The sequence below is a fragment of the Mycobacterium sp. genome, from assembly GCF_035640695.1.
Lineage (GTDB): Bacteria > Actinomycetota > Actinomycetes > Mycobacteriales > Mycobacteriaceae > Mycobacterium.
Map to the genome: position 1 here is coordinate 1 of NZ_DASQVQ010000142.1, position 21,544 is coordinate 21,544.

General features: G+C 67.9%; 21 protein-coding genes and 1 pseudogene. 18 read left to right on the plus strand and 4 right to left on the minus strand.

All coding sequences use genetic code 11. The annotated features are described in order from the left end of the window. From VE759_RS16655 to VE759_RS16710, 12 genes are all read left to right on the plus strand, one after another. Positions 1 to 619, plus strand: a 619-nt coding sequence (locus tag VE759_RS16655; protein ID WP_324934414.1) for an aldo/keto reductase, incomplete at its 5' end; no start/stop codon positions are given. A 30-nt stretch (positions 620 to 649) separates the two neighbouring features. Next, the gene (locus tag VE759_RS16660) at positions 650 to 1,309 is read left to right on the plus strand and encodes a PaaI family thioesterase (RefSeq protein WP_414687939.1); all 660 of its coding nucleotides are present in this window, start codon (positions 650 to 652) and stop codon (positions 1,307 to 1,309) included. 136 nt (positions 1,310 to 1,445) lie between these two features. Next, on the plus strand, positions 1,446 to 3,497 hold the full coding sequence (gene thrS, locus VE759_RS16665; protein ID WP_324934418.1) for a threonine--tRNA ligase: 2,052 nt from the start codon (positions 1,446 to 1,448) through the stop codon (positions 3,495 to 3,497). After that, entirely contained in the window at positions 3,494 to 4,063 is a 570-nt protein-coding gene (locus tag VE759_RS16670) for an HIT domain-containing protein (protein WP_324934420.1), read from the plus strand. The genes thrS and VE759_RS16670 overlap by 4 nt, the downstream gene beginning before the upstream one ends. Continuing rightward, the gene (pgsA, locus tag VE759_RS16675) at positions 4,060 to 4,713 is read left to right on the plus strand and encodes a phosphatidylinositol phosphate synthase (RefSeq protein ID WP_324934422.1); all 654 of its coding nucleotides are present in this window, start codon (positions 4,060 to 4,062) and stop codon (positions 4,711 to 4,713) included. The genes VE759_RS16670 and pgsA overlap by 4 nt, the downstream gene beginning before the upstream one ends. A 56-nt stretch (positions 4,714 to 4,769) precedes the next feature. After that, a complete protein-coding gene (locus tag VE759_RS16680; RefSeq protein ID WP_414687940.1) occupies positions 4,770 to 5,714 on the plus strand; it encodes a phosphatidylinositol mannoside acyltransferase in 945 nt (314 codons plus the stop codon). Further along, a complete protein-coding gene (locus VE759_RS16685; protein WP_324934424.1) occupies positions 5,714 to 6,838 on the plus strand; it encodes a glycosyltransferase family 4 protein in 1,125 nt (374 codons plus the stop codon). Before VE759_RS16680 ends, VE759_RS16685 begins: the two co-directional genes overlap by 1 nt. After that, a complete protein-coding gene (locus VE759_RS16690) occupies positions 6,838 to 7,878 on the plus strand; it encodes an NUDIX hydrolase (RefSeq protein WP_324934425.1) in 1,041 nt (346 codons plus the stop codon). Before VE759_RS16685 ends, VE759_RS16690 begins: the two co-directional genes overlap by 1 nt. Before the next feature lie 253 nt (positions 7,879 to 8,131). After that, positions 8,132 to 9,025 carry a pyridoxal 5'-phosphate synthase lyase subunit PdxS gene (pdxS, locus tag VE759_RS16695; protein WP_324934426.1) on the plus strand — a complete coding sequence of 298 codons (894 nt, stop codon included), beginning with the start codon at positions 8,132 to 8,134 and terminating at the stop codon, positions 9,023 to 9,025. A 19-nt stretch (positions 9,026 to 9,044) separates the two neighbouring features. Continuing rightward, a complete protein-coding gene (tesB, locus tag VE759_RS16700) occupies positions 9,045 to 9,899 on the plus strand; it encodes an acyl-CoA thioesterase II (RefSeq protein WP_324934427.1) in 855 nt (284 codons plus the stop codon). Next, positions 9,896 to 10,492 carry a pyridoxal 5'-phosphate synthase glutaminase subunit PdxT gene (pdxT, locus tag VE759_RS16705; protein ID WP_324934428.1) on the plus strand — a complete coding sequence of 199 codons (597 nt, stop codon included), beginning with the start codon at positions 9,896 to 9,898 and terminating at the stop codon, positions 10,490 to 10,492. The genes tesB and pdxT overlap by 4 nt, the downstream gene beginning before the upstream one ends. 92 nt (positions 10,493 to 10,584) lie before the next feature. Then, on the plus strand, positions 10,585 to 11,346 hold the full coding sequence (locus VE759_RS16710) for a YebC/PmpR family DNA-binding transcriptional regulator (RefSeq protein WP_324934430.1): 762 nt from the start codon (positions 10,585 to 10,587) through the stop codon (positions 11,344 to 11,346). 129 nt (positions 11,347 to 11,475) lie between these two features. Here VE759_RS16710 and car read toward each other — a convergent pair whose 3' ends face one another. Continuing rightward, complete coding sequence (gene car / locus VE759_RS16715; protein ID WP_324934432.1) at positions 11,476 to 14,991, minus strand: carboxylic acid reductase; 3,516 nt, start codon at positions 14,989 to 14,991, stop codon at positions 11,476 to 11,478. Between the two features lie 202 nt (positions 14,992 to 15,193). Here car and ruvC point away from each other — a divergent pair, with 202 nt between their 5' ends. The 4 genes from ruvC (at position 15,194) to VE759_RS16735 (ending at position 18,228) form a co-directional block, all read left to right on the plus strand. Beyond that, entirely contained in the window at positions 15,194 to 15,748 is a 555-nt protein-coding gene (ruvC, locus tag VE759_RS16720; RefSeq protein ID WP_324934434.1) for a crossover junction endodeoxyribonuclease RuvC, read from the plus strand. Beyond that, complete coding sequence (gene ruvA, locus VE759_RS16725; protein WP_324934436.1) at positions 15,745 to 16,338, plus strand: Holliday junction branch migration protein RuvA; 594 nt, start codon at positions 15,745 to 15,747, stop codon at positions 16,336 to 16,338. Before ruvC ends, ruvA begins: the two co-directional genes overlap by 4 nt. Next, positions 16,335 to 17,393: a Holliday junction branch migration DNA helicase RuvB gene (ruvB, locus tag VE759_RS16730; RefSeq protein WP_324934438.1), complete on the plus strand. Its 1,059-nt coding sequence runs from the start codon at positions 16,335 to 16,337 to the stop codon at positions 17,391 to 17,393. The genes ruvA and ruvB overlap by 4 nt, the downstream gene beginning before the upstream one ends. Positions 17,394 to 17,493: 100 nt before the next feature. Beyond that, a complete protein-coding gene (locus VE759_RS16735) occupies positions 17,494 to 18,228 on the plus strand; it encodes a hypothetical protein (protein ID WP_324934440.1) in 735 nt (244 codons plus the stop codon). 36 nt (positions 18,229 to 18,264) lie between these two features. Here the strand turns inward: VE759_RS16735 and gabT are convergent, their stop codons facing one another. From gabT to VE759_RS16750, 3 genes are all read right to left on the minus strand, one after another. Beyond that, positions 18,265 to 19,605 (minus strand): 4-aminobutyrate--2-oxoglutarate transaminase, encoded by a 1,341-nt coding sequence (gabT, locus tag VE759_RS16740; protein WP_324934442.1) that lies wholly within the window; start codon positions 19,603 to 19,605, stop codon positions 18,265 to 18,267. Between the two features lie 118 nt (positions 19,606 to 19,723). Then, positions 19,724 to 20,008 carry a DUF3618 domain-containing protein gene (locus VE759_RS16745; RefSeq protein ID WP_324934444.1) on the minus strand — a complete coding sequence of 95 codons (285 nt, stop codon included), beginning with the start codon at positions 20,006 to 20,008 and terminating at the stop codon, positions 19,724 to 19,726. After that, on the minus strand, positions 19,995 to 20,405 hold the full coding sequence (locus tag VE759_RS16750; RefSeq protein ID WP_324934446.1) for a phage holin family protein: 411 nt from the start codon (positions 20,403 to 20,405) through the stop codon (positions 19,995 to 19,997). The genes VE759_RS16745 and VE759_RS16750 overlap by 14 nt, the downstream gene beginning before the upstream one ends. Positions 20,406 to 20,599: 194 nt before the next feature. On the opposite strand from VE759_RS16750, the gene yajC reads away from it, so the two are divergent. Both yajC and VE759_RS16760 read left to right on the plus strand, forming a co-directional pair. Next, positions 20,600 to 20,932, plus strand: a complete 333-nt coding sequence (gene yajC / locus VE759_RS16755; RefSeq protein ID WP_324934448.1) for a preprotein translocase subunit YajC — start codon at positions 20,600 to 20,602, stop codon at positions 20,930 to 20,932. 67 nt (positions 20,933 to 20,999) lie between these two features. Next, positions 21,000 to 21,544 (plus strand): annotated as a pseudogene (locus VE759_RS16760) (protein translocase subunit SecD); the annotation flags it as partial.

Genomic DNA, 21,544 nt, shown 5'->3' on the forward strand with positions numbered 1-21,544 from the left:
TGGCCTCGTGATCGCCACCAAGGCCGGCCTGGTGCGCACCGGCCCCGACGAGTGGCCCGAGCTCGGCTTCCCGGCCTATCTGCGCCAGGAGTGCGAAATGAGCCTTCGCCGCCTCGGCGTCGACACGATCGACCTGTTTCAGCTGCACCGCATCGACCGCAAGTTCCCGCTTGAGGACCAGGTCGGCGAGCTCGTCGCGCTGCAACAGGAAGGCAAGATCCGCCACATCGGTCTGTCGGAGGTTGACGTCGCGCAGCTCGGGGCCGCCCAGAAGGTCGGCACCATTGTGTCGGTGCAGAACATGTACAACCTGCAGGTGCGCACCGCCGAGCCGCTGCTCGCGGCCGTCGAGGCGCAGGGCATCGGCTTCATTCCGTGGTTCCCGCTGGCGGCCGGACCGCTCGCCGCGCCCGACGGCCCGCTACAGCGGATCGCCGCCGGGCACCACGCCACCCCGTCGCAACTGGCGCTGGCCTGGCTGCTCAAGCGCTCGCCGGTGATGCTGCCGATCCCGGGCACCTCCAGCGTCGCGCACCTGGAAGAGAACGTCGCCGCCGCCCAGATCAAGCTGACCGACGAGGAGTTCGACGAGATGTCGCGCCTCGGTGCTGCCGGCTGAGGTGTAGGGCAATACGGTGACCGGGTGGCCATAGAGGGCAACAGCGAAGCGACCCGGGGATCCGCCCCGGACCATCCCGGCGACGCGCACCGCGGAGGCGGCTTCAACCCACCGGTACCCACCAGCCGCGGCGGACCCGACTACGGCCGCTTCGTGGAAGCCGTGCGCACCCTGCAGGACCATGCCCGCGCGGTCGACGCACCAGACGAGGTGATCAGCCAGGCCGCCGAATTGATCGAGGACGTGTCCAAATTGTTGGCGCCCTATTGGGCCGACGAGTGGGCGTCGCCGTCGGGGCGGCGCCTGGACCTGCCCAATCGCGGCAACGTGCTGCAGGTCCCGACGCTGTTGAAGAAGACCGACGACGGCCGCATCCGCGGGGTTGCGCGGTTTCGTCGCTATCACCTCGGCCGCAACGGCGCCGTGCACGGCGGGGCGCTGGGGCTGCTGTTCGACTCGGTGCTGGGCTACACCGCGTCGAAGCTGACCAAAAGTCTCTACCAGCGCACCGCATTCCTGCACATCGACTACCGCAAGATCGCGCCCATTGAAAAGGAGCTTCGGATCGACGCGGGCATCGAGCGAGTCGACGGACGCAAAATCTTCGTCGAGGGTCGGCTGCTGGACGGCGACACCGTGCTGGCCGGTGCGGAGGCGCTCTTCGTCCGATTGCGCCCCGGCCAACCATGAAGCGCCGCCGGGTGGCGGTCGTCGCGATCCCGTAACGGGCCTGGCCGCAGAGCCCGATCGGCTGGGGTCCTCACCGGCCACCCCGATAGCATGGTCGCGATCACAAATACCCTCAAACCACCCGGAGAGTCCGCCGATGAGCCCCGCCGCCAGCCCCGTCACCGCAGCCGCCGTCAGGGTGCCTGCGGGGACCACCGCCGCGGCCGCGGTCCGCGAAGCGGGGCTGCCGGGCCGCGGCGAGCCGGGCGCGATCGTGGTTGTCCGTGACGCCGCGGGCAAGCTGCGCGACCTGGGCTGGGCGCCCGACACCGACGAAGAGGTGACCCCGGTCGCCGCCGACACCGAGGACGGCCGCAGCGTGATCCGGCACTCGACTGCCCACGTGCTGGCGCAGGCCGTGCAGGACTTGTTTCCCGAGGCCAAGCTCGGCATCGGGCCGCCAATCACCGACGGCTTCTACTACGACTTCGACGTGGCCGAACCGTTCACACCCGAAGATCTTGAGGCGCTGGAGAAGAAGATGCGCCAGATCGTCAAGGAGGGCCAGCTGTTCTCCCGGCGCGTGTACGAGTCCAAGGAGCAGGCTCGCGCCGAGCTGGCCAACGAGCCCTACAAGCTCGAACTCGTCGACGACAAGTCCGGCGGCGCCGAAATCATGGAGGTCGGCGGCGACGAGCTGACCGCCTACGACAATCTGAATCCCCGCACGCGCGAACGCGAATGGGGTGACCTGTGCCGGGGCCCACACATCCCGACCACCAAGTACATCCCGGCATTCAAGCTGACCCGCAGTTCGGCCGCCTACTGGCGCGGCAACCAGGACAATGCGAGTCTGCAGCGCATCTACGGCACCGCATGGGAATCGCAGGAGGCGCTCGAGCGGCACCTGGAACTGATCGAGGAAGCCCAGCGCCGCGACCACCGCAAGTTGGGCGCCGAGCTGGACCTGTTCAGCTTTCCCGACGAGATCGGTTCGGGCTTAGCGGTGTTCCACCCCAAGGGTGGCATCGTGCGCACCGAGATGGAGCAGTACTCACGGGCCAAGCACATCGAGGCCGGCTACCAGTTCGTCAATACCCCGCACATCACCAAGGAGGGGTTGTTCCACACCTCGGGACATCTGGACTGGTACGCCGACGGCATGTTCCCGCCGATGCACGTCGACGCCGAATTCAACGACGACGGCAGCGTGCGCAAGCCCGGGCAGGACTACTACCTGAAGCCGATGAACTGCCCCATGCACTGCCTGATCTTCCGGGCCCGTGGCCGGTCGTATCGCGAACTTCCGTTGCGGCTCTTCGAGTTCGGCACCGTCTACCGCTACGAGAAGTCAGGCGTGGTGCACGGGTTGACCCGGGCGCGCGGCTTCACGATGGACGACTCGCACATCTTCTGCACCCGCGATCAGATGCGCGACGAGCTGACGTCGCTGCTGCGGTTCGTGCTTGATCTGCTCGGCGACTACGGCCTCGAGGACTTTTATCTGGAGCTGTCCACCAAGGATCCCGACAAGTTCGTCGGCTCCGCGCAGGCGTGGGAAGAAGCCACCGACACCCTCGCCGAGGTGGGCGCCGCGTCCGGCCTGCAGCTGGTGCCCGACCCGGGCGGCGCGGCGTTCTACGGCCCGAAGATCTCGGTGCAGGCCAAGGATGCGCTCGGCCGCACCTGGCAGATGTCCACTATCCAGCTTGATTTCAACTTCCCCGAGCGGTTCGAGCTCGAGTACACCGCCGCCGACGGCACCCGCAAGCGGCCGGTGATGATCCATCGGGCGTTGTTCGGGTCGATCGAGCGGTTCTTCGGCATCCTGACCGAGCACTACGCCGGCGCGTTTCCGGCATGGCTGTCACCGGTGCAGGTAGTCGGTATTCCCATCGCCGACGAACACGTACCGTACCTGGAAGCCGTTGCGGTTCAACTGAAGTCACTCGGCATCCGCGCCGAGGTCGATACCGGCGACGACCGCATGGCCAAGAAAATCGTCACCCACACCAACCAGAAGGTCCCATTCCTGCTGCTTGCCGGCGACCGCGACGTCGAAGCGGACGCGGTGAGCTTCCGCTTCCGCGACCGCAGCCAGCTCAACGGCGTTCCCCGCGGCGAGGCGGTGGATGCGATAGTGAAGTGGATCGCCTGCCGCGAAAACACGTCGCCGACAGCCGATCTGATGAAGCTGAGCGTGAAGTGACCGATCCTGCAAGCGATGACGAACGCACCATCATCGACCGCGGTGTCGGCGAGGAAGACCATCTTCAGCGGCTGTGGACGCCATACCGGATGAGTTACATCGCCGAGGCGCCGCTTCGCCGCGATGCGTCGTCGCCAGAAGCGGCGCCCTTCACCGACATCCCGACGCTGCCGGACGAGGACGGCCTGGTCGTGAGCCGCGGTGAGCTGGTGTATGTGGTGCTCAACCTGTACCCGTACAACCCCGGGCACTTGATGGTGGTGCCGTACCGGCGGGTCGCCGAGCTGGAGGACCTCACCGACGCGGAAAGCGCCGAGCTGATGGCCTACACCCAGAAGTCGATCCGCGTGATCAAGGCCGTCTCACATCCGCACGGCTTCAACGTGGGCCTGAACCTGGGCACGTCCGCAGGCGGTTCCCTGGCCGAACACCTGCACATGCATGTGGTGCCGCGGTGGGGTGGCGACGCGAACTTCATCACGATCATCGGCGGCGCGAAAATCATTCCGCAGCTGTTGCGCGATACCCGCGAGCTGCTGGCGAAGGAGTGGGCGAAGCAGCCGTGAGCAACTTCTATCTGATGACGCGCGCGGCGTACGTGAAGCTCAGTACGCCGGTGGCCCGAGCGTTCCTGCGGGCGGGGTTCACCCCGGACAGCGTCACCATCATCGGCACCGCGGCGTCGGTGATCGGCGCGCTGACGCTGTATCCGATCGGCCAGCTGTTCTGGGGCAGCGTGGTGGTTTCGTTCTTTGTGCTGGCTGACATGCTCGACGGCGCGATGGCGCGTGTCAGCGGCGGCGGAACCAGATTCGGCGCCGTGCTCGATGCGACGTGTGATCGCATCGGTGACGGCGCGGTGTTCGCCGGCCTGTTGTGGTGGGCGGCCTTCGGCCTGAAGAACTACCCGCTCGTCGTGGCCACGCTGATCTGTCTGGTGACCTCGCAGCTGATCTCGTACATCAAGGCCCGCGCCGAGGCGAGCGGGCTGAACGGCGGCGGCGGAATCATCGAACGGCCCGAGCGGCTGACCATCGTCCTCGGCGGTGCGGGGCTGTCGGATCTGCCGTTCTTCCCGCTGCCGTGGGCGCTGCACATTGCGATGTGGGTGCTGGCCGTGGCCAGCCTGATCACGTTCGCGCAGCGATTGCACACCGTGCGCAGTTCACCTGGAGCGATGGACGAGCTGCACAAGCCGGAAACGAGCGAAACGTGATCGCCCGCGGCGTGGGGGTACCTCCCGCCGGCGGGGGCGAGCGCAGCGATGCGCGGATGTTCAAACCGCCGGTGGGACCGTGGATTCCGCGTGTCGGGCGCAACGTGGTGGGCGAACACGTCAAGGATTGGGGCTACGCCGCAGGCTGGCGGCTGGTGCGGGCCATGCCCGACTCCATGGCGCGCAGCGCTTTTGACGCCGGCGCGTTCTACGCCGCGCTGGGCGGTGGCCCCGAGCAGCTTCGCAAGAACCTTGCCCGCGTCGTGGGCGTGCCCCCGGCCGAGGTGCCCGGCTCGCTGATCCGCGCGTCGCTGGCCTCCTATGCGCGGTACTGGCGTGAGGCGTTCCGGCTGCCCTCCATGGACCTCGCGAGGCTGGGCCGCGAGCTCGTGATCAACGGCGAAAACCTGGACGCCGGTCTCGCCGCCGGTCGCGGCGTCATAACGGCGTTGCCGCACAGCGGCAACTGGGACATGGCCGGAGTGTGGCTCGCGCAGAACTACGGCACCTTCACCACCGTCGCCGAACGGCTGAAGCCCGAATCGCTGTACCGGCGATTCATCGAGTACCGGGAAGGCCTCGGCTTCGAGGTGCTGCCACTGTCCGGTGGCGAGCGGGCGCCGTATGAGGTGCTCGTAGAGCGGCTGCGCGCGAACCGGGTGGTGTGTCTGATGGCCGAGCGTGATCTCACCCGCAACGGTGTTCAGGTCGACTTTTTCGGGGAACCCACCCGCATGCCGGCCGGACCCGCGCGACTGGCGATCGAGACCGGTGCCGCGCTGCTGCCCGCGTACTGCTGGTACGAGGGCAGCGGGTGGGGCTGTGCCATATACCCGCCGCTGGACGTCAGCTCCGGCGACGTCGGCGCGATCACCCAGACGCTGGCCGACCACTTCACCGCGAAGATCGCCGAACATCCCGCCGACTGGCACATGCTGCAGCCGCAGTGGTTGGCTGATCTATCCGCCGAGCGCCGCGCCAGCCTGGAGGAGAACGCCTGATGCGAATCGGGATGGTGTGCCCGTATTCGTTTGACGTGCCCGGCGGCGTCCAGTCACACGTGCTGCAGCTGGCCGCGGTGATGCGCGCGCGCCATCACGACGTCAGCGTGCTGGCGCCGTCGTCGCCCCATGTGAAGCTGCCCGACTACGTGGTCTCCGGTGGCAAGGCCGTGCCGATTCCATACAACGGCTCGGTGGCGCGGCTCAGGTTCGGCCCGGCCACCCACCGCAAGGTCAAGCGCTGGCTGGTCGAGGGCGACTTTGACGTCCTGCATGTGCACGAGCCCAACGCGCCGAGCCTGTCGATGCTGGCGCTGATGATCGCGGCGGGTCCGATTGTGGCGACCTTTCACACGTCGACCACAAAGTCGTTGACGCTCAGCGTGTTTCAGGGCATACTGCGCCCCTGGCACGAGAAGATCATCGGTCGGATCGCGGTGTCGGATCTGGCCCGGCGCTGGCAGATGGAGGCACTGGGCTCCGACGCGGTGGAAATTCCCAACGGCGTTGACGTGAAGTCGTTCGCCGACGCGCCGCCGCTCGACGGCTATCCGCGGCCCGGTAAGACCGTGCTGTTTTTAGGCCGGTTCGACGAACCCCGCAAGGGCATGGCCGTGCTGCTGAGGGCGCTGCCCAGGCTGGTCGAGCGGTTCCCCGAGCTCGACGTGCTGATCGTCGGGCGCGGCGACAGCGACGAACTGCGCGAGCAGGCCGGACCGCTCGCCACTCACCTGCGCTTCCTCGGGCAGGTCGACGAGCAGACCAAGGCGTCGGCGATGCGCAGCGCCGACGTGTACTGCGCGCCCCACATCGGCGGGGAGAGCTTCGGCATCGTGCTGGTCGAGGCGATGGCCGCCGGCACCCCGGTGGTGGCCAGCGACCTCGACGCGTTCCGCCGTGTGCTGCGTGACGGCGAGGCGGGCTGTCTGGTACCGGTCGACGACGCCGACGCGCTGGCCCGGGCCATCATCGTCGTGCTCGACGACGACACGCTGCGGGCTCGCTACGTCAAGGCGGCCACCGCGGCGGTGCGCCGCTACGACTGGTCGGTGGTCGCGCAGCAGATCATGCGGGTCTACGAGACGGTCGCGGCGGCGGGTTCGAAGGTTCAGGTGGCCAGCTGATGGTGACGTGGGCCGCGATCGCCGTCGCGGCGCTGATCGTCGTGATCGTCGCGGTCTTGGCCTGGGCCTACCAGACCGCGACGCGGCTGGACCGGTTGCACGTGCGCTACGACCTTTCCTGGCAGGCGCTGGACGGGGCGCTGGCCCGCCGCGCCGTGGTGGCCCGGGCGGTGGCCGCCGACGCCTACGGCGAAACCCCCGAGTGCAAGCGCCTGGTGGCGCTGGCCGATGCCGCCGAGCGGGCGCCCCGCGCCGCCCGCGAGACCGCGGAGAACGAGCTGTCGGCCGCGCTGGCGACCGTGGACACGTCGGCGCTGCGGCCCGCGCTGATTGCCGAACTCGCCGATGCCGAGGCGCGGGTGCTGTTGGCCCGCCGGTTTCACAACGATGCGGTGCGCGACACGCTGACGTTGCGCGAGCGGCCCGCGGTGCGCTGGCTGCGGCTCGGCGGAACCGCGGCGTTACCAACATATTTCGAGATCACCGAGCGGGGCGAGTCGGCGCCTGCGGCCGATTCGGGGGTCGTCGACGTGCGCACGTCGGCGCGGATCGTGCTGCTCGACGAGGAGGGCAAGGTGCTGCTGTTCTGCGGATCCGACCCCGCGGTCGCCGATGGCAGCGCGCCGCGGTGGTGGTTCACCGTCGGCGGGCAGGCGCAGCCGGGCGAGACGCTGGCCCAGGCCGCCGCGCGCGAGCTGTATGAGGAGACGGGTCTGCGGGCCGACGCCGACGCGATGTTCGGGCCGGTGTGGCGGCGCGACGCGATCATCGACTTCAACAACGCGGTCATCCGCAGCCACGAGCTGTTCTTCGTGCACCGCACTCGGCGGTTCGCACCGTCCACCGACGGCCACACCCCGCTGGAGCGACGCTACATCCACGGCCACCGCTGGTGCGACGCACAGGATATCGAGGCGCTGGTCGCATCCGGGGAGGCGGTGTACCCGCTGCAGCTCGCCGAGCTGCTCGCCGACGCCAACGCGCTGGCCGACGCCACCCAAGACGCCACCGAGCGACGCGAGCCGCAACCAATCCGATAGCCGCGCTTTGACCAGGTCCCGCCGCGATGTGCCAAGCCCACACCTCGAGTGTGAGCCCACGCACTCGAGTGTGATCCCACGCACTCGACTGTGAGCCCACGGCGCAACCCCGCGGCGTGTCGTCGCCCTGCACGCACTCTGAAATCCCTCACTTCACACTCGACCGCCCGCCACCCTCCACACCGGAAAAACCGCTGGTGCCCGGCCACTAGACTGGCCAGGTAATGGGGGAGTGCTGACAGGAGAGACAGCGGTGGACAGCGCGGCTCAAACCGGTACGGCGCGGGTCAAGCGCGGCATGGCCGAGATGCTCAAGGGCGGCGTGATCATGGACGTCGTCACGCCCGAGCAGGCCAAAATCGCCGAGGGCGCGGGGGCCGTCGCGGTGATGGCGCTGGAGCGGGTGCCCGCCGACATCCGCGCGCAGGGCGGCGTGGCGCGGATGAGCGACCCCGACTTGATCGAGGGCATCATCTCCGGGGTCACCATCCCGGTCATGGCCAAGGCCCGCATCGGCCATTTCGTTGAGGCGCAGATCCTGCAGAGCCTCGGCGTGGACTACATCGACGAATCCGAGGTGCTCACTCCGGCCGACTACACCCACCACATCGACAAGTGGAAGTTCACCGTGCCGTTCGTGTGCGGCGCCACGAATCTCGGTGAGGCGCTGCGCCGTATCACCGAGGGCGCGGCGATGATCCGCTCCAAGGGCGAAGCCGGCACCGGCGACGTGTCGAACGCGACCACCCACATGCGGGCGATCGGCGGCGAAATCCGCCGCCTCACGTCGCTGTCCGATGACGAGCTCTTCGTCGCCGCCAAGGAACTGCAGGCACCCTACGATCTGGTCGTCGAGGTGGCGCGGGCCGGCAAGCTGCCGGTGACGCTGTTCACCGCGGGCGGCATCGCGACACCGGCCGACGCCGCGATGATGATGCAGCTGGGCGCCGAGGGCGTGTTCGTCGGCTCCGGCATCTTCAAGTCCGGCGACCCGGCGCAGCGCGCCGCCGCGATCGTCAAGGCCACCACGTTCTACGACGATCCCGACGTGCTCGCGAGGGTGTCGCGTGGGTTGGGCGAGCCGATGGTGGGCATCAACGTGGAGGACATCGCCACCCCGCACCGGCTCGCCGAGCGCGGCTGGTAAGGGCTGGTAAACATCTCTAGTGGCAATCGAGGAGATCCTTAATCTCGAGCGGCTCGAGATCAACATCTTTCGGGGCAGCATCGCCCGGGTGGGGCCGGGAGTACGCAACCGCACGTTCGGCGGCCATGTCGCGGGCCAGTCGCTGGTTTCGGCGGTGCGCACCGTGGAGGACCGCTTTCACGTGCACTCGCTGCACGGGTATTTCCTGCGACCGGGAAACCCCGAGGCGCCCACCATCTTTCTGGTCGAGCGGTTGCGTGAGGGCGGTTCCTTCTGCACGCGACGGGTCAACGCCATCCAGCACGGCGAAACCATCTTCTCGATGTCGGCGTCTTTTCAGGTCGAGCAGCAGGGCATTGAGCACCAAGAGGATATGCCCGATGCGCCCGAGCCCGAGGAGCTCGTCGAGGTGCGGTCGACCCACTACATCGATAGCGAAGGCTTCCGGCAATTCGAGGAGTGGGATCTGCGTATAGTGCCGCGCGATCGGCTCAAGCCGCGTCCGGGTTCCCCATCCCGGCAGCAGGTGTGGTTCCGCCATCGCGACCAGCTGCCCGACGACCCGGTGCTGCACATCTGCGCGCTGGCCTACATGAGCGATCTCACGTTGCTCGGATCGGCGCAGGTGCTCCACCCCGAGGAGCGCAAGCATCTGCAGGTGGCATCGCTGGACCATGCGATGTGGTTCATGAGGTCGTTTCGGGCCGACGAATGGCTGCTCTACGACCAATCGTCACCGTCGGCGTGCGGCGGCCGGGCCCTGACTCAGGGCAAAATCTTCGACCGCAACGGGCGGATGGCCGCGGCGGTGGTGCAGGAGGGCCTGACCCGCTTCCCGCGCGACTGGAAATCCCCGGCGACGGAGACCAGATGAGCGCGCCGCGAGTCGGCGTGCTCGCACTGCAGGGTGACACCCGCGAGCACATCGCGGCGCTGCACGAAGCCGGGGCCCAGCCGTCGACGGTGCGCCGCCGCGGCGAGCTGGACGCCGTCGACGCGTTGATCATCCCGGGCGGGGAATCAACGACGATGAGCCACTTGTTGAAGGAGTTCGAGTTGCTGGAGCCGCTGCGGGCGCGGGTGTCCGAGGGCCTGCCGGTGTACGGCTCGTGTGCGGGCATGATCCTGCTGGCGACCGAGATCATCGACGCCGGCGCGGCGGGCCGCGAAGCGGTGCCGCTGAAGGGCATCGACATGACGGTGCGGCGCAACGCATTCGGGCGTCAGGTCGACTCGTTCGAGGGCGACATCCCGTTCGACGGGCTCGACACCCCGATGCATGCGGTGTTCATCCGCGCGCCGTGGGTCGAGCGGGTCGGCGCGGGCGTGCAGGTGCTGGCCCGCGCCGCGGGTCACATGGTGGCGGTCCGCCAGGGCTCGATGCTGGCGACGGCCTTTCATCCCGAGATGACCGGCGATCGCCGCGTCCACCGGATGTTCGTCGACATCGTCGCCGGCCGGGCGTAGCCGGCCGCCAACATCGTCGCCCGCCGGATCCAGCCGCCCGCCCACGTAAACTCGTCGAGCAGATAAAAGAGAACGAAAAGAGGAAGCAGGAGATGAGCGGCCATTCCAAGTGGGCCACCACCAAGCACAAAAAGGCCGTCGTCGACGCGCGCCGCGGGAAGATGTTCGCCCGGCTCATCAAGAACATCGAGGTTGCCGCGCGCGTCGGCGGTGGCGACCCGGCCGGCAACCCGACGCTGTATGACGCGATCCAGAAGGCCAAGAAGAACTCGGTGCCCAACGAGAACATCGAGCGGGCCCGCAAGCGCGGCGGGGGCGAGGAGGCCGGCGGCGCCGACTGGCAGACCATCACATATGAGGGCTACGGACCCAACGGCGTGGCGGTGCTGATCGAATGCCTGACCGACAACCGCAACCGCGCCGCCGGTGAGGTGCGCGTCGCGATGACCCGCAACGGCGGCAACATGGCCGATCCAGGTTCGGTGGCGTATCTGTTCTCCCGCAAGGGCATCGTGACCCTGGACAAGGACAGCCTGACCGAGGACGACGTGCTGACCGCCGTGCTCGACGCCGGCGCCGAGGATGTCACCGACCTCGGTGACTCATTCGAGATTATCTGCGAACCTTCGGATTTGGTCGCGGTGCGCACCGCGCTGCAGGACGCGGGCATCGACTACGACGCGGCCGAGGCAGGCTTCCAGCCGTCGGTCACTGTCCCGCTCGACGCGGAGGGCGCGCGCAAGGTCATGAAGCTGGTCGATGCGCTCGAAGACAGCGATGACGTCCAAGACGTCTGGACCAACGCCGACATCCCGGACGAAATACTCGCCCAGATCGACGCCTCGGACGACTGAGCGCTCACGCCGACCGAGCGCTCACGCCGACCTAGCGCTCACGCCGACCTAGCGATGGCCGCCACCGAAGTGGCGCCACCGATGTGCTCAGGCACGATCAGCACCCCGCCGCTGACCTGCGCACACGTGTCACAGCAGCCCGAGCAACTGCAGGTCGGTCACGTACTTGACGATGACCGCCGGCGTCACGTGTGGAATGTCCTTGTCCTGGCCGACTTTCGCCTCCTGCACCGCGGCGCGGAACCGCTCGGCCGGGGCGAAGGACCCGTTGATCGGCTTTGCCGGCCGCTGATAGTTGTGCAACAGCGGCAACAATGACGCCTGGCGCTGCTTGTCCGGCAGGGCGCGTATCGCGGTCTCGAATCGGCCCAGCCACTGCCCGTAGTCCCCGACCCGCTGGATCGGATATCCGGCGTCGATCAGCCAGTCCACGTACTCGTCGAGCCCGATGCCGTCGTCGTAGGGGTTCATCACGTGGTAGGTCTCGAAGCCGTCGACCACACGTTCGCCGAGCGTAGCGATTGCCTCGGCGATGAAATTGACTGGCAGGCCGTCATAATGGGCTCGCTGCCGGTTGCCGTCCGCATCGAGTTCATAGAACGAGCCGGGAGCGATGCCGGTGGCCACCAGGCTCAACATCAACCGGGTGAACATGTCCGGCAGGTTTAGCTGGCCCCGGTATTTGGCGTCGGCGAGGATCATGTCGCAACGGAACACCGCGACCGGCAGGCCACACAGGTCGTTTGCCTCGCGCAGCAGCACCTCGCCGGCCCACTTGCTGTTGCCGTAGCCGTTGGCGTAGCTGTCGTCGATCTTGCGCACCGGGCTGATCACCCGGATGTCGGCGTCCTCGACGAACTTCGACGGCTCGATCTGATCACCGACACCCATCGTCGACACGTAGCTGACCGGCTTCAGCCTCGTGGTCAGCGCGATCCGGATCAGCTCGGCGGTGCCCAGCGCGTTGGGGCCGAACAGCTCGCTGTAGGGCAGCACGTGGTTGACCAACGCGGCGGGGTCGACGATCAGGTCGACGGTGTCGGCCAGCCGCTGCCAAGTCTGTTGATCCAGCCCGAGATTGGGTTCGCCCTTGTCACCGGCGAGCACCTCGAGATGGTCGGCGGCCAGTTCCCGGTAGTGCCGCAGCAGCTCCGGGTCGCCGCTGTCGAACGTCTTGTCCAGCCGTTCACGTGCGCCCGCGTCGTCCTTGGCGCGCACTAGGCAGATCAGCTTTCCGTCGACCAGCGACATTCGCTCCAGCCACTCCAGGGCCAGGTATCGCCCGAGGAATCCGGTGGCACCCGTCAGCAGAACGGTTCGGGTTTCGGCGCTGGGGCCGGGCAGCGTCGGGGTGGCGGCCAGCGTCTGCGCGTCGATGAACTTGTCGAGTGTGAGGTCGCTGGCGCACACCTCGGTGGCGTCACGGCCGTGCACCGTTGCGAACGTCGGCCGCTTCGATCCCGGCCTGCGCTCGGCCTCGATGTAGTCGGCCAACGCCTGCAGGTCGGTGGCCGGGCTCACGATCACGCCCACCGGCACGTCGATGTCGAAGATCTCGCGTAACAGGTTGGCAAATGTCAACGCCGACAACGAATCTCCACCGAGATCGGTGAAGTGCGCGTCGGGCCGCAGGTCGCTGGCCGCCGAACCGAGCAGCGCACCGGCGGCGCGACTGATCGTCTCGAAAACCGGCCGCTCGGCACCGCTTTGGCGCAGCGCCCGCAGCTCGTCGGCCTGACCCTCGGCCAGCTCGGCGTAGAGCCGCTCCAGACGATCGCCGTAGTGTTGCTTGAGTTTCGGTCGCGCCAACTTCCGGATACCGGTGAGCAAGCCGTTCTCGAGCGTGAAAGGGGTTGTCTCGATGATGAAGTCGCGCGGGATCTCATACGACTGCAGACCGGCCGCCTTGGCGACCTCCTGCAGCGACTGACTGATGACCGGCTTAAGCGATTCCGCGTCGTGACGCGACAGCGCATCTTCCGTCGGCACCACCACGGCCAGTAGGTAGGAGCGCGCGCTATTGCCGTAGACGTAGATCTGGCGCACCAGCGGGCTACCGCCGAACAGCGCCTCCAGCTTGGACACGGCGACGAACTCGCCCTGCGCGAGCTTGACCACGTTGTTGCGCCGGTCGAGATACACGACCTGATCCGGGCCGACCTCGGCCACGACGTCGCCGGTGTGGTAGTAGCCGTGCTCGTCGAACACCTCGGCGGTGACCTCCGGCCGCCGGTAATAGCCGGGAAACATTTGTTCCGTCTTGACCAGCAGCTCGCCTCTTGGGTGGGGCCGGTCGGTGCGGAAGTAGCCCAGTTCGGGGACGTCGGCCAGCATGTACTCGATAACCGGTGGCCGTTGAATCCGGCCGTCGAGGAAGACCATTCCGGCTTCGGTCGAGCCGTAGCCCTCGAGCAGGTGCATGTCTACGAAGGACTCGACCCACGTCTTTATTTCCGGCGAGATCGGTGCCGAGCCCGTCATCGCCATCGTGAACCGGCCGCCGAGCAGGTGCTTGCGCTGCTCGGCCAGCACGTCGGCTTCAACCTCGGCGCGGCTGGCACCGTCCGACAAGCGCCGGTCCACCTCGCTCTGGAACTCTTGGAAAAGCATCTCCCAGATCCGCGGCACGAAGTTCAGCTGCGTTGGCCGGACCAGGGCGAGGTCGTCCAGGAAGGTCGACAGATCGCTCTTGGCAGCGAAATACGCGGTGCCGCCGGTGGCCAGCGTCCCGTAGAGGATGCCCCGGCCCATGACGTGGCTCATCGGCATGAAGCTGAGCGTGATCGACGGCAACGTGTTTTGCTGTTCGTGCAACCTGAACTGCGAGCCGCGCCATATTCTCGCGACGTTGCTCTCCGGGTACATCGCGCCCTTCGGTGTGCCCGTGCTGCCGGAGGTGTAGATCAGCAAGGCCAGCGGGTCGTCCTCGACGGCAACCACGGCCGGCGCGGGTGCCAGCGCCCTGCCGCGTTCGACCACGTCGGCCAGCGCCTCCACGATCACCGGGCTGCCCGCTTCGGCCAACCGGGCACCGGCGCCTTGGAACCTTGCGCGTTGGTCGTCGACTTCGGGCCGGTAGTCGAACACCACCAGCCGTGACGGCGCGCTTGCGGTTAGCAACTCGACGGCGTCCTCGAGAGAGTCGATGCTCGACGCGATCACGGTCGGTTCGGTCTCGGCGACGATGGGCAGCAACTGGCTCACCGGCGCGCTGGTCTGCAGCGGCACCGACACCGCCCCGATCTGGGTCAAGGCCACGTCGATGGTGGTGTAGTCGACACTGGTGAAACCAAGCACGCAGACCCGGTCCCCGGGCCGCACCGGATCGTTCGCCAGCGCCCTGGCCAGCGCGTCCACCCGGTCCCACAACTCGCGATAGGTGATCGTCTCGAATCGGGGCAGCAGCTCCAGTGCCGTGCGCCCGGTCTTCGGGTCCTTGATGAATTCAACGGCGCGCTGGCCGAGCGCCGGCCGCTCCGCGTAGCCGTGCAGGACGGTCCGGACGATCTCCGCCAGCCGCAGCCCCGGCCGGCTGGCCGCCGCGGTCACCGCCTGATCGGGCCGGGCCGCGGCGAACTGGTGATCGGTGGCATACAACTCGGCAATGCGGCGCTCGAGCCGCTCTTCACGCGGGTCAGTCGACATCAAGTGTCCTCCGTCAATGATTAAGTAGCACGACGCTCTCGTCGGCGTCCACGCGATTCAACGTTAGGACAACTAATGTTAGTCCAACTAATCAGCTGAGAATCGCCTGTGAGAGCAATCTCACGCGGACGTGTCGCTACCGCATGGTGTCGGCGCGGGCGGTTACCGTAATCGAACAATCGTTCGTGGGAAGGCGGCACGGGTGCGGGTAATGGGAGTCGACCCAGGACTGACGCGCTGCGGGTTGTCGGTCATCGAAAGCGACGGCGGCCGTCGGGTTGTTGCGCTCGACGTCGACGTGGTCCGCACACCGACCGGCATGGCGCTGCAGCGGCGGCTGCTGGCCATCAGCGATGCCGTCGAGCACTGGATGGACACCCACCGGCCGGACGTGATCGCGATCGAGCGAGTGTTCTCCCAGCAGAACGTGTCGACGGTGATGGGCACCGCGCAGGCCGGGGGAGTGATCGCGCTGGCCGCCGCCCGCCGCAACATCGACGTGCACTTCCACACCCCCAGTGAGGTCAAGGCGGCGGTCACCGGCAGCGGTGGCGCCGGAAAAGCTCAAGTCACCGCGATGGTTACGAAGATCCTTGCGCTGCAAGCCAAACCGACACCGGCCGACGCGGCCGACGCGCTAGCCTTAGCCATCTGCCACTGCTGGCGCGCCCCGATGCTTGCCCGGCTCGCCGAGGCCGAGGCGCTGGCCACCGAACAACGCCGCAAGTTCGCGGCAAAACTGAAAGCGGCACGATGATCGCATCCCTGCGGGGCGAGGTCCTCGAGGTCGCGCTCGACCACGTGGTCATCGAGGCGGCCGGCGTCGGGTACCGGGTCAACGCGACGCCGTCGACGCTGTCGACGCTGCGCCGCGGCACCGAGGCCAGGCTGGTCACCGCGATGATCGTGCGTGAGGACTCGATGACGCTGTACGGCTTCGCCGACTCCGATGCCCGCGACCTTTTCCTGACCTTGTTGTCGGTGTCGGGCGTGGGTCCGCGCATCGCGATGGCAACGCTCGCGGTGCATGAGGCGCCCGCGCTGCGCCAGGCACTCGCCGACGGCGACGTCACCGCGCTGACCCGGGTTCCCGGAATCGGCAAGCGGGGTGCCGAGCGGATGGTGTTGGAGCTGCGCGACAAGGTGGGACCGGTGTCGGTCGCGGCGGGCGCACCGGCCACCAACGGCCATGCCGTGCGTGGACCGGTCGTGGAAGCCCTTGTCGGGCTTGGCTTTGCGGCCAAGCAGGCGGAGGAGGCGACCGAAAGGGTGCTCGCCGGCGAGGACGGCGCCACGACCCAGAGTGCGCTCCGCGCCGCATTGTCGCTGCTGGGGAAGACCAAGTGAGCCGCTTCCCGGACGACGAGCTCGACGAACGCGAGGTGTCGGCGGCGCTGACCGTCGGCGAGGGCGACATCGACGCCGGCCTGCGGCCGCGGACGCTCGATGAGTTCATCGGACAGCCGCGCGTGCGCGAGCAACTGCAGTTGGTGATCGAGGGCGCCAAGAACCGTCGCAGCACACCGGACCACATCCTGTTGTCGGGGCCGCCGGGCCTGGGCAAGACGTCGCTGGCGATGATCATTGCCGCGGAGTTGGGCTCGTCGCTGCGGGTGACGTCCGGGCCCGCGCTGGAACGCGCGGGCGATCTGGCGGCCATGCTGTCCAACCTGGTCGAGCACGACGTGCTGTTCATCGACGAGATCCACCGGATCGCAAGGCCGGCCGAGGAAATGCTCTACCTCGCGATGGAGGACTTCCGCGTCGATGTCATCGTCGGCAAAGGCCCCGGGGCGACGTCGATTCCGTTGGAGGTCGCGCCGTTCACGCTCGTCGGCGCCACCACCCGGTCGGGGGCGCTGACCGGTCCCCTGCGCGACCGGTTCGGCTTCACCGCGCACATGGACTTCTACGAGCCGGCCGAGCTCGAGCAGGTGCTGGCCCGTTCGGCGGGCATCCTCGGCATCGAGCTCGGCAGCGACGCGGGCGCCGAGATCGCTCGCCGCTCGCGCGGCACGCCCCGCATCGCGAACCGGCTGCTGCGTCGGGTGCGTGACTACGCAGAGGTGCGCGCCGACGGTGTGATCACCCGCGATGTCGCGAAGGCGGCGCTGGAGGTCTACGACGTCGACGAGCTCGGCCTTGACCGCTTGGACCGCGCGGTGCTGTCCGCGCTGATTCGCAGCTTCGGCGGCGGGCCGGTCGGCGTGTCGACGCTGGCGGTGGCCGTTGGCGAGGAGGCCACGACGGTCGAAGAGGTGTGCGAGCCGTTCCTGGTGCGGGCCGGCATGATCGCCCGAACGCCGCGAGGCCGGGTCGCGACGGCCTCAGGGTGGAGGCACCTGGGCGTCCAACCACCCAGCGGCGTCAGCGGACTGGGGCAACCCGGGCTATTCGACTAACCCGGCCGTCTACCCGGGGCGACCCGGGCTGCGCCACGGTACGAAGCGGTTAGGCGGCCGGGGACGTGGGTACTTACCCCAAAGTCCTAAGGAGGCTGATATGAACGACTTGGACTCTGGAGTTCCGGTCCGCGGCAGCAGGATGCGGATACCGCGCAGCCGCGGCGCGGCAAGTGGTTTCCTGCTGATTCTGCTGGGTGTATGGGGTGGCCTGATCCCATTCGTCGGTCCGTATTTCGACTTCGCGTATACGCCGGACCAGGAATGGACATGGACCGCGGCACGGGGGTGGCTGGAGGTGCTGCCCGGCGCCGCCACCGTGGTTGGCGGGCTGCTTCTGCTCGGCTCTGGTCACCGCGCGACCGCGATGTTGGGTGGCTGGCTGACGGTCATCGCGGGTGCGTGGTTCGTGATCGGCACGCTGGTTGCCGGACCGCTAGGCATTGGCAGTCCCGGCGATCCGGTGGCGGCCACCGACATCAAGCGGGCGTGGCTGGAGCTGGCGTACTTCTACGGCTTGGGCGCGTTGATCGTGTTCCTGGGAGCCACGGCGTTGGGTCGCCTGTCGGTTCGCACCGTGCGCGACCTCAAGTACGCGCAGCAGCCGGTCGCCGCGGCCGAGCCGGCACCGGCGCAAGCGCCCCTCGCCGATGAGACGCCGACGACGGTGCAGCCGTCAGGACCGGCGGCCGCGACCAGCCGGCACGCCGCACCGGAAGCGGCAACAGCGGCCGAAGAGCAACGGCCGCGCCGGCGACTTGGCGACCTGTTCCGCCGTCGCGACGCCACGGCCAGCGACACCACGGCCAGCGACACCACGGCCGCAAACCGCTGACCCGTTGCGCCGAACGCGCCGAACGGCTCCCATTCGTCACAGATCGGCGAGAATCAGCGCGAGCACGTCAAGGCCCTCGACCAGCAACTCGTCGCTGATGGACAACGGCGGCAGGAAGCGCAGCACGTTGTTGTAAGTGCCGCAAGTCAAAACGATGACGCCTGCGGCGTGCGCCTTGGCGGCCAGTGCTCGGGTCAGGGCGGGATCGGGGTCGGCGGTGCCGGGGCGAACCAGCTCCACCGCGATCATCGCGCCGCGGCCGCGCACGTCGCCGATGCGGTCGTCCTCGGCCTGCAGCCGGCCGAGCCGATCCTTCATCAACTCCCCGATTTCAGCCGCCCGCGCGACCAGGTTTTCGGCCTCGATGGTCTCGAAGGTCGCGAGCGCCGCCGCGCAGGCGAGCGGATTGCCACCGTAGGTGCCGCCGAGACCGCTGACGTGCGGGGCGTCCATGATCTCGGCGCGGCCGGTGACGGCCGACAGCGGCAGGCCGTCGGCGATGCCCTTGGCGGTGACGATCAGGTCGGGTTCGATGCCCTCGTGCTCGCAGGCGAACATCCTTCCGGTGCGCGCGAACCCGGTCTGCACCTCGTCGGCGATGAACACCACGTTGTTCCTGCGGGACCAATCCAGCAGGGCGGGCAAGAATCCGTCGGCCGGGACGATGAAACCACCTTCGCCCTGAACCGGTTCGATGACGATGGCGGCCAGATTGTCTGCGCCGACGCTCTTTTCGATGTAGCCGATGGCACGCCGCGCCGCGAGTTCGCCATCGGTGGCCAGCTCCTTGCTCAGCACACCGTCGCGATAGGGATACGACAGCGGCGCTCGGTAAATCTCCGGGGCGAACGGACCGAAGCCGTGCTTGTACGGCATCGACTTCGCGGTCAACGCCATCGTGAGGTTGGTGCGGCCGTGGTAGGCGTGGTCGAACGCGACCACCGCTTGTTTTTGGGTATAGCTGCGGGCGATTTTGACCGAGTTCTCCACCGCCTCGGCACCGGAATTGAACAGCACCGAACGCTTGTCACCGCTGCCCGGGGTCAGCCGGTTGAGTCGTTCGGCGACGGCGACGTAGCCCTCGTACGGCGTGATCATGAAGCAGGTGTGGGTGAAGTTGCCGACCTGTTCGCGCACCGCGTCGACGACGCGCGGGGCGGCGTTGCCGATCGTCGTGACGGCGATGCCCGAGCCGAGGTCGATCAGCCGGTTGCCGTCGACGTCTTCGACGATGCCGCCGCCGGCGCGCGCCGCGTAGACCGGCATCGTGGTGCCGACGCCGCGGGCCACCGCGGCGGCTTTGCGATCGGTCAGTTCCCGCGACCGAGGCCCGGGGATTTCGGTGACGAGAAGACGGCTCTGCTCGACGGTGGTCACGTGCAGAGCCTAGTCTTTCACGCAAAAATACTACCGAGAACCCGGCGCCCGTCGACGAGATCGCTGGCGTCCGGGGGGTTACCGCAACGGATTTCGCACCGCGGGCGAACGCGTCAGCTCACCGGCGCCGGTTCCACAGGATGATGCCGACGATCGCCGCCAGCACGACCGCGATCGCGGCCGCCGGCGCGGCGGGCTGGCGTCGCACCGCCCGGGTCCGCTCGACGATGTTCGCCTTGGTGTCGGCGACCTTCTCCCGGGCGCGTTCCTTCACGTTGAGCCTCGCCGACAACGCCTCGACGGTCTGGCCGAGCTCGTTTCGGGTCCGATCGATGTCGGCCTCGATATCGGCGATGCCGGCGTCGGCCCCGGGCTCGGGCCGCAGTGGGTCAGGTCCGGTCATGGCGCGCATCCCTTATTTCTTCGATGTCCTTCTTGACGCTCTCGACCGTCTTGGGTGCGGCCGGAGTCGCCTGCTGTACCTGACGCTTGCTGACCAACGCGGCCACGCCCGCGCCCGCCAGCAGCACCGCTCCGACGATGAGCGCCGCCGCCCAGACCGGCAGTACCAACGACAGGCCGGCGACAGCGGCGGCGATAAGCGTGGCCAGGCCGAACAACGCAAGCAAACCGGCGACGCTGAACACACCGGCGCCGATGCCGGCATGCCGGGCCGATTCCTGGAACTCCTTTTGCGCCAGCCGCATCTCATCGCGCACTAACCGCGACGTCTGCGACGACAGCTGACCAATCAGCTCACCGATCGATGTATCCGCGCCCGGTCTCGACTCGATGCTCATCCGATACCAACCTTCTGCGTCGATGCCTCTTCGATGTGATGCCCTCGGAGCTGGACGTCGAAACATTCAGCGCTTGCAAAGGCCAGCTAACATTCGCCGGCCCAACCCGAAGTGGCACACTGGTCAGTTGCGAGGCCCCGCACCACCGTCGCGGCGGCCTGACCTGCTGAACTACACGAAAGACACCTGCTGACATGGACCTGCTCGTCTTCCTGCCGCTGCTGATCATCCTCGGCGCGTTCATGTATTTCGCGTCGCGCCGCCAGAGGAAAGCCATGCAGGCCACGATCGACCTGCACGAGTCATTACGGATCGGCGACCGGGTGCACACCACGTCCGGGCTTCAAGCGACGATCACCGGCATCGCCGACGACACCGTCGACCTCGAGATCGCGCCGGGCGTCGTCACGACCTGGATGAAGCTGGCCATCCGCGATCGCATCGAGCCGGAAACCCACGAAGACGACGAAGACGCCACCAATGACGCCGACACCACCGACGAAACGGGACGGCTGACCACGGACTGAACCCGGCCTGCCGGCACGTACGCTCTGCCGGTGTAAGACGAACCGATCTCGAGGAGATAAAAGGAACGTGGCATCGTCATCGGCCCCGGTGCACCCTGCCCGCTATCTGACGCTCTTCCTGGTCCTGGTGATCGGCGCTTACCTGCTGGTTTTCCTGACCGGAGACAAGCACGCCAAGCCGAAACTCGGCATCGACCTGCAGGGCGGCACCCGCGTGACGCTGACCGCACGCACGCCCGACGGGTCCCCCCCGACCCGCGAATCGCTCGCCCAGGCCCAGCAGATCATCAGCGCCCGCGTCAACGGGCTGGGTGTGTCCGGATCGGAAGTCGTCGTCGACGGCGACAACCTGATCATCACGGTGCCGGGCAACGACAGCAACGAGGCCCGAAACCTGGGCCAGACCGCGCGGCTGTACATCAGGCCCGTCATCCACGTAATCCCGGCCGAGGCGCCGGGTGCTCAGCCTCCGGCTCGGCAGCAGCCGGCCCCCGAAGCGCCGCCCGGAACCCCGCCCGGAGCCCCGCCCGGAGCGCCGCCCGCCGAACAATCTCCGACCGCGCCGCCCGGCGCCCAGCCCGCGACCCCGCCCGGCGCCCAGCCCGCGACCCC

Coding starts and splice junctions, on each gene's coding strand:
- pdxT (WP_324934428.1), top strand. CDS start 9,896: ATGAGCGCGCCGCGAGTCGGCGTGCTCGCACTGCAGGGTGACACCCGC.
- VE759_RS16710 (WP_324934430.1), top strand. CDS start 10,585: ATGAGCGGCCATTCCAAGTGGGCCACCACCAAGCACAAAAAGGCCGTC.
- VE759_RS16745 (WP_324934444.1), bottom strand. CDS start 20,008: ATGACCGGACCTGACCCACTGCGGCCCGAGCCCGGGGCCGACGCCGGC.
- VE759_RS16685 (WP_324934424.1), top strand. CDS start 5,714: ATGCGAATCGGGATGGTGTGCCCGTATTCGTTTGACGTGCCCGGCGGC.
- ruvA (WP_324934436.1), top strand. CDS start 15,745: ATGATCGCATCCCTGCGGGGCGAGGTCCTCGAGGTCGCGCTCGACCAC.
- VE759_RS16680 (WP_414687940.1), top strand. CDS start 4,770: ATGTTCAAACCGCCGGTGGGACCGTGGATTCCGCGTGTCGGGCGCAAC.
- VE759_RS16690 (WP_324934425.1), top strand. CDS start 6,838: ATGGTGACGTGGGCCGCGATCGCCGTCGCGGCGCTGATCGTCGTGATC.
- VE759_RS16735 (WP_324934440.1), top strand. CDS start 17,494: ATGAACGACTTGGACTCTGGAGTTCCGGTCCGCGGCAGCAGGATGCGG.
- car (WP_324934432.1), bottom strand. CDS start 14,991: ATGTCGACTGACCCGCGTGAAGAGCGGCTCGAGCGCCGCATTGCCGAG.
- yajC (WP_324934448.1), top strand. CDS start 20,600: ATGGACCTGCTCGTCTTCCTGCCGCTGCTGATCATCCTCGGCGCGTTC.
- VE759_RS16750 (WP_324934446.1), bottom strand. CDS start 20,405: ATGAGCATCGAGTCGAGACCGGGCGCGGATACATCGATCGGTGAGCTG.
- thrS (WP_324934418.1), top strand. CDS start 1,446: ATGAGCCCCGCCGCCAGCCCCGTCACCGCAGCCGCCGTCAGGGTGCCT.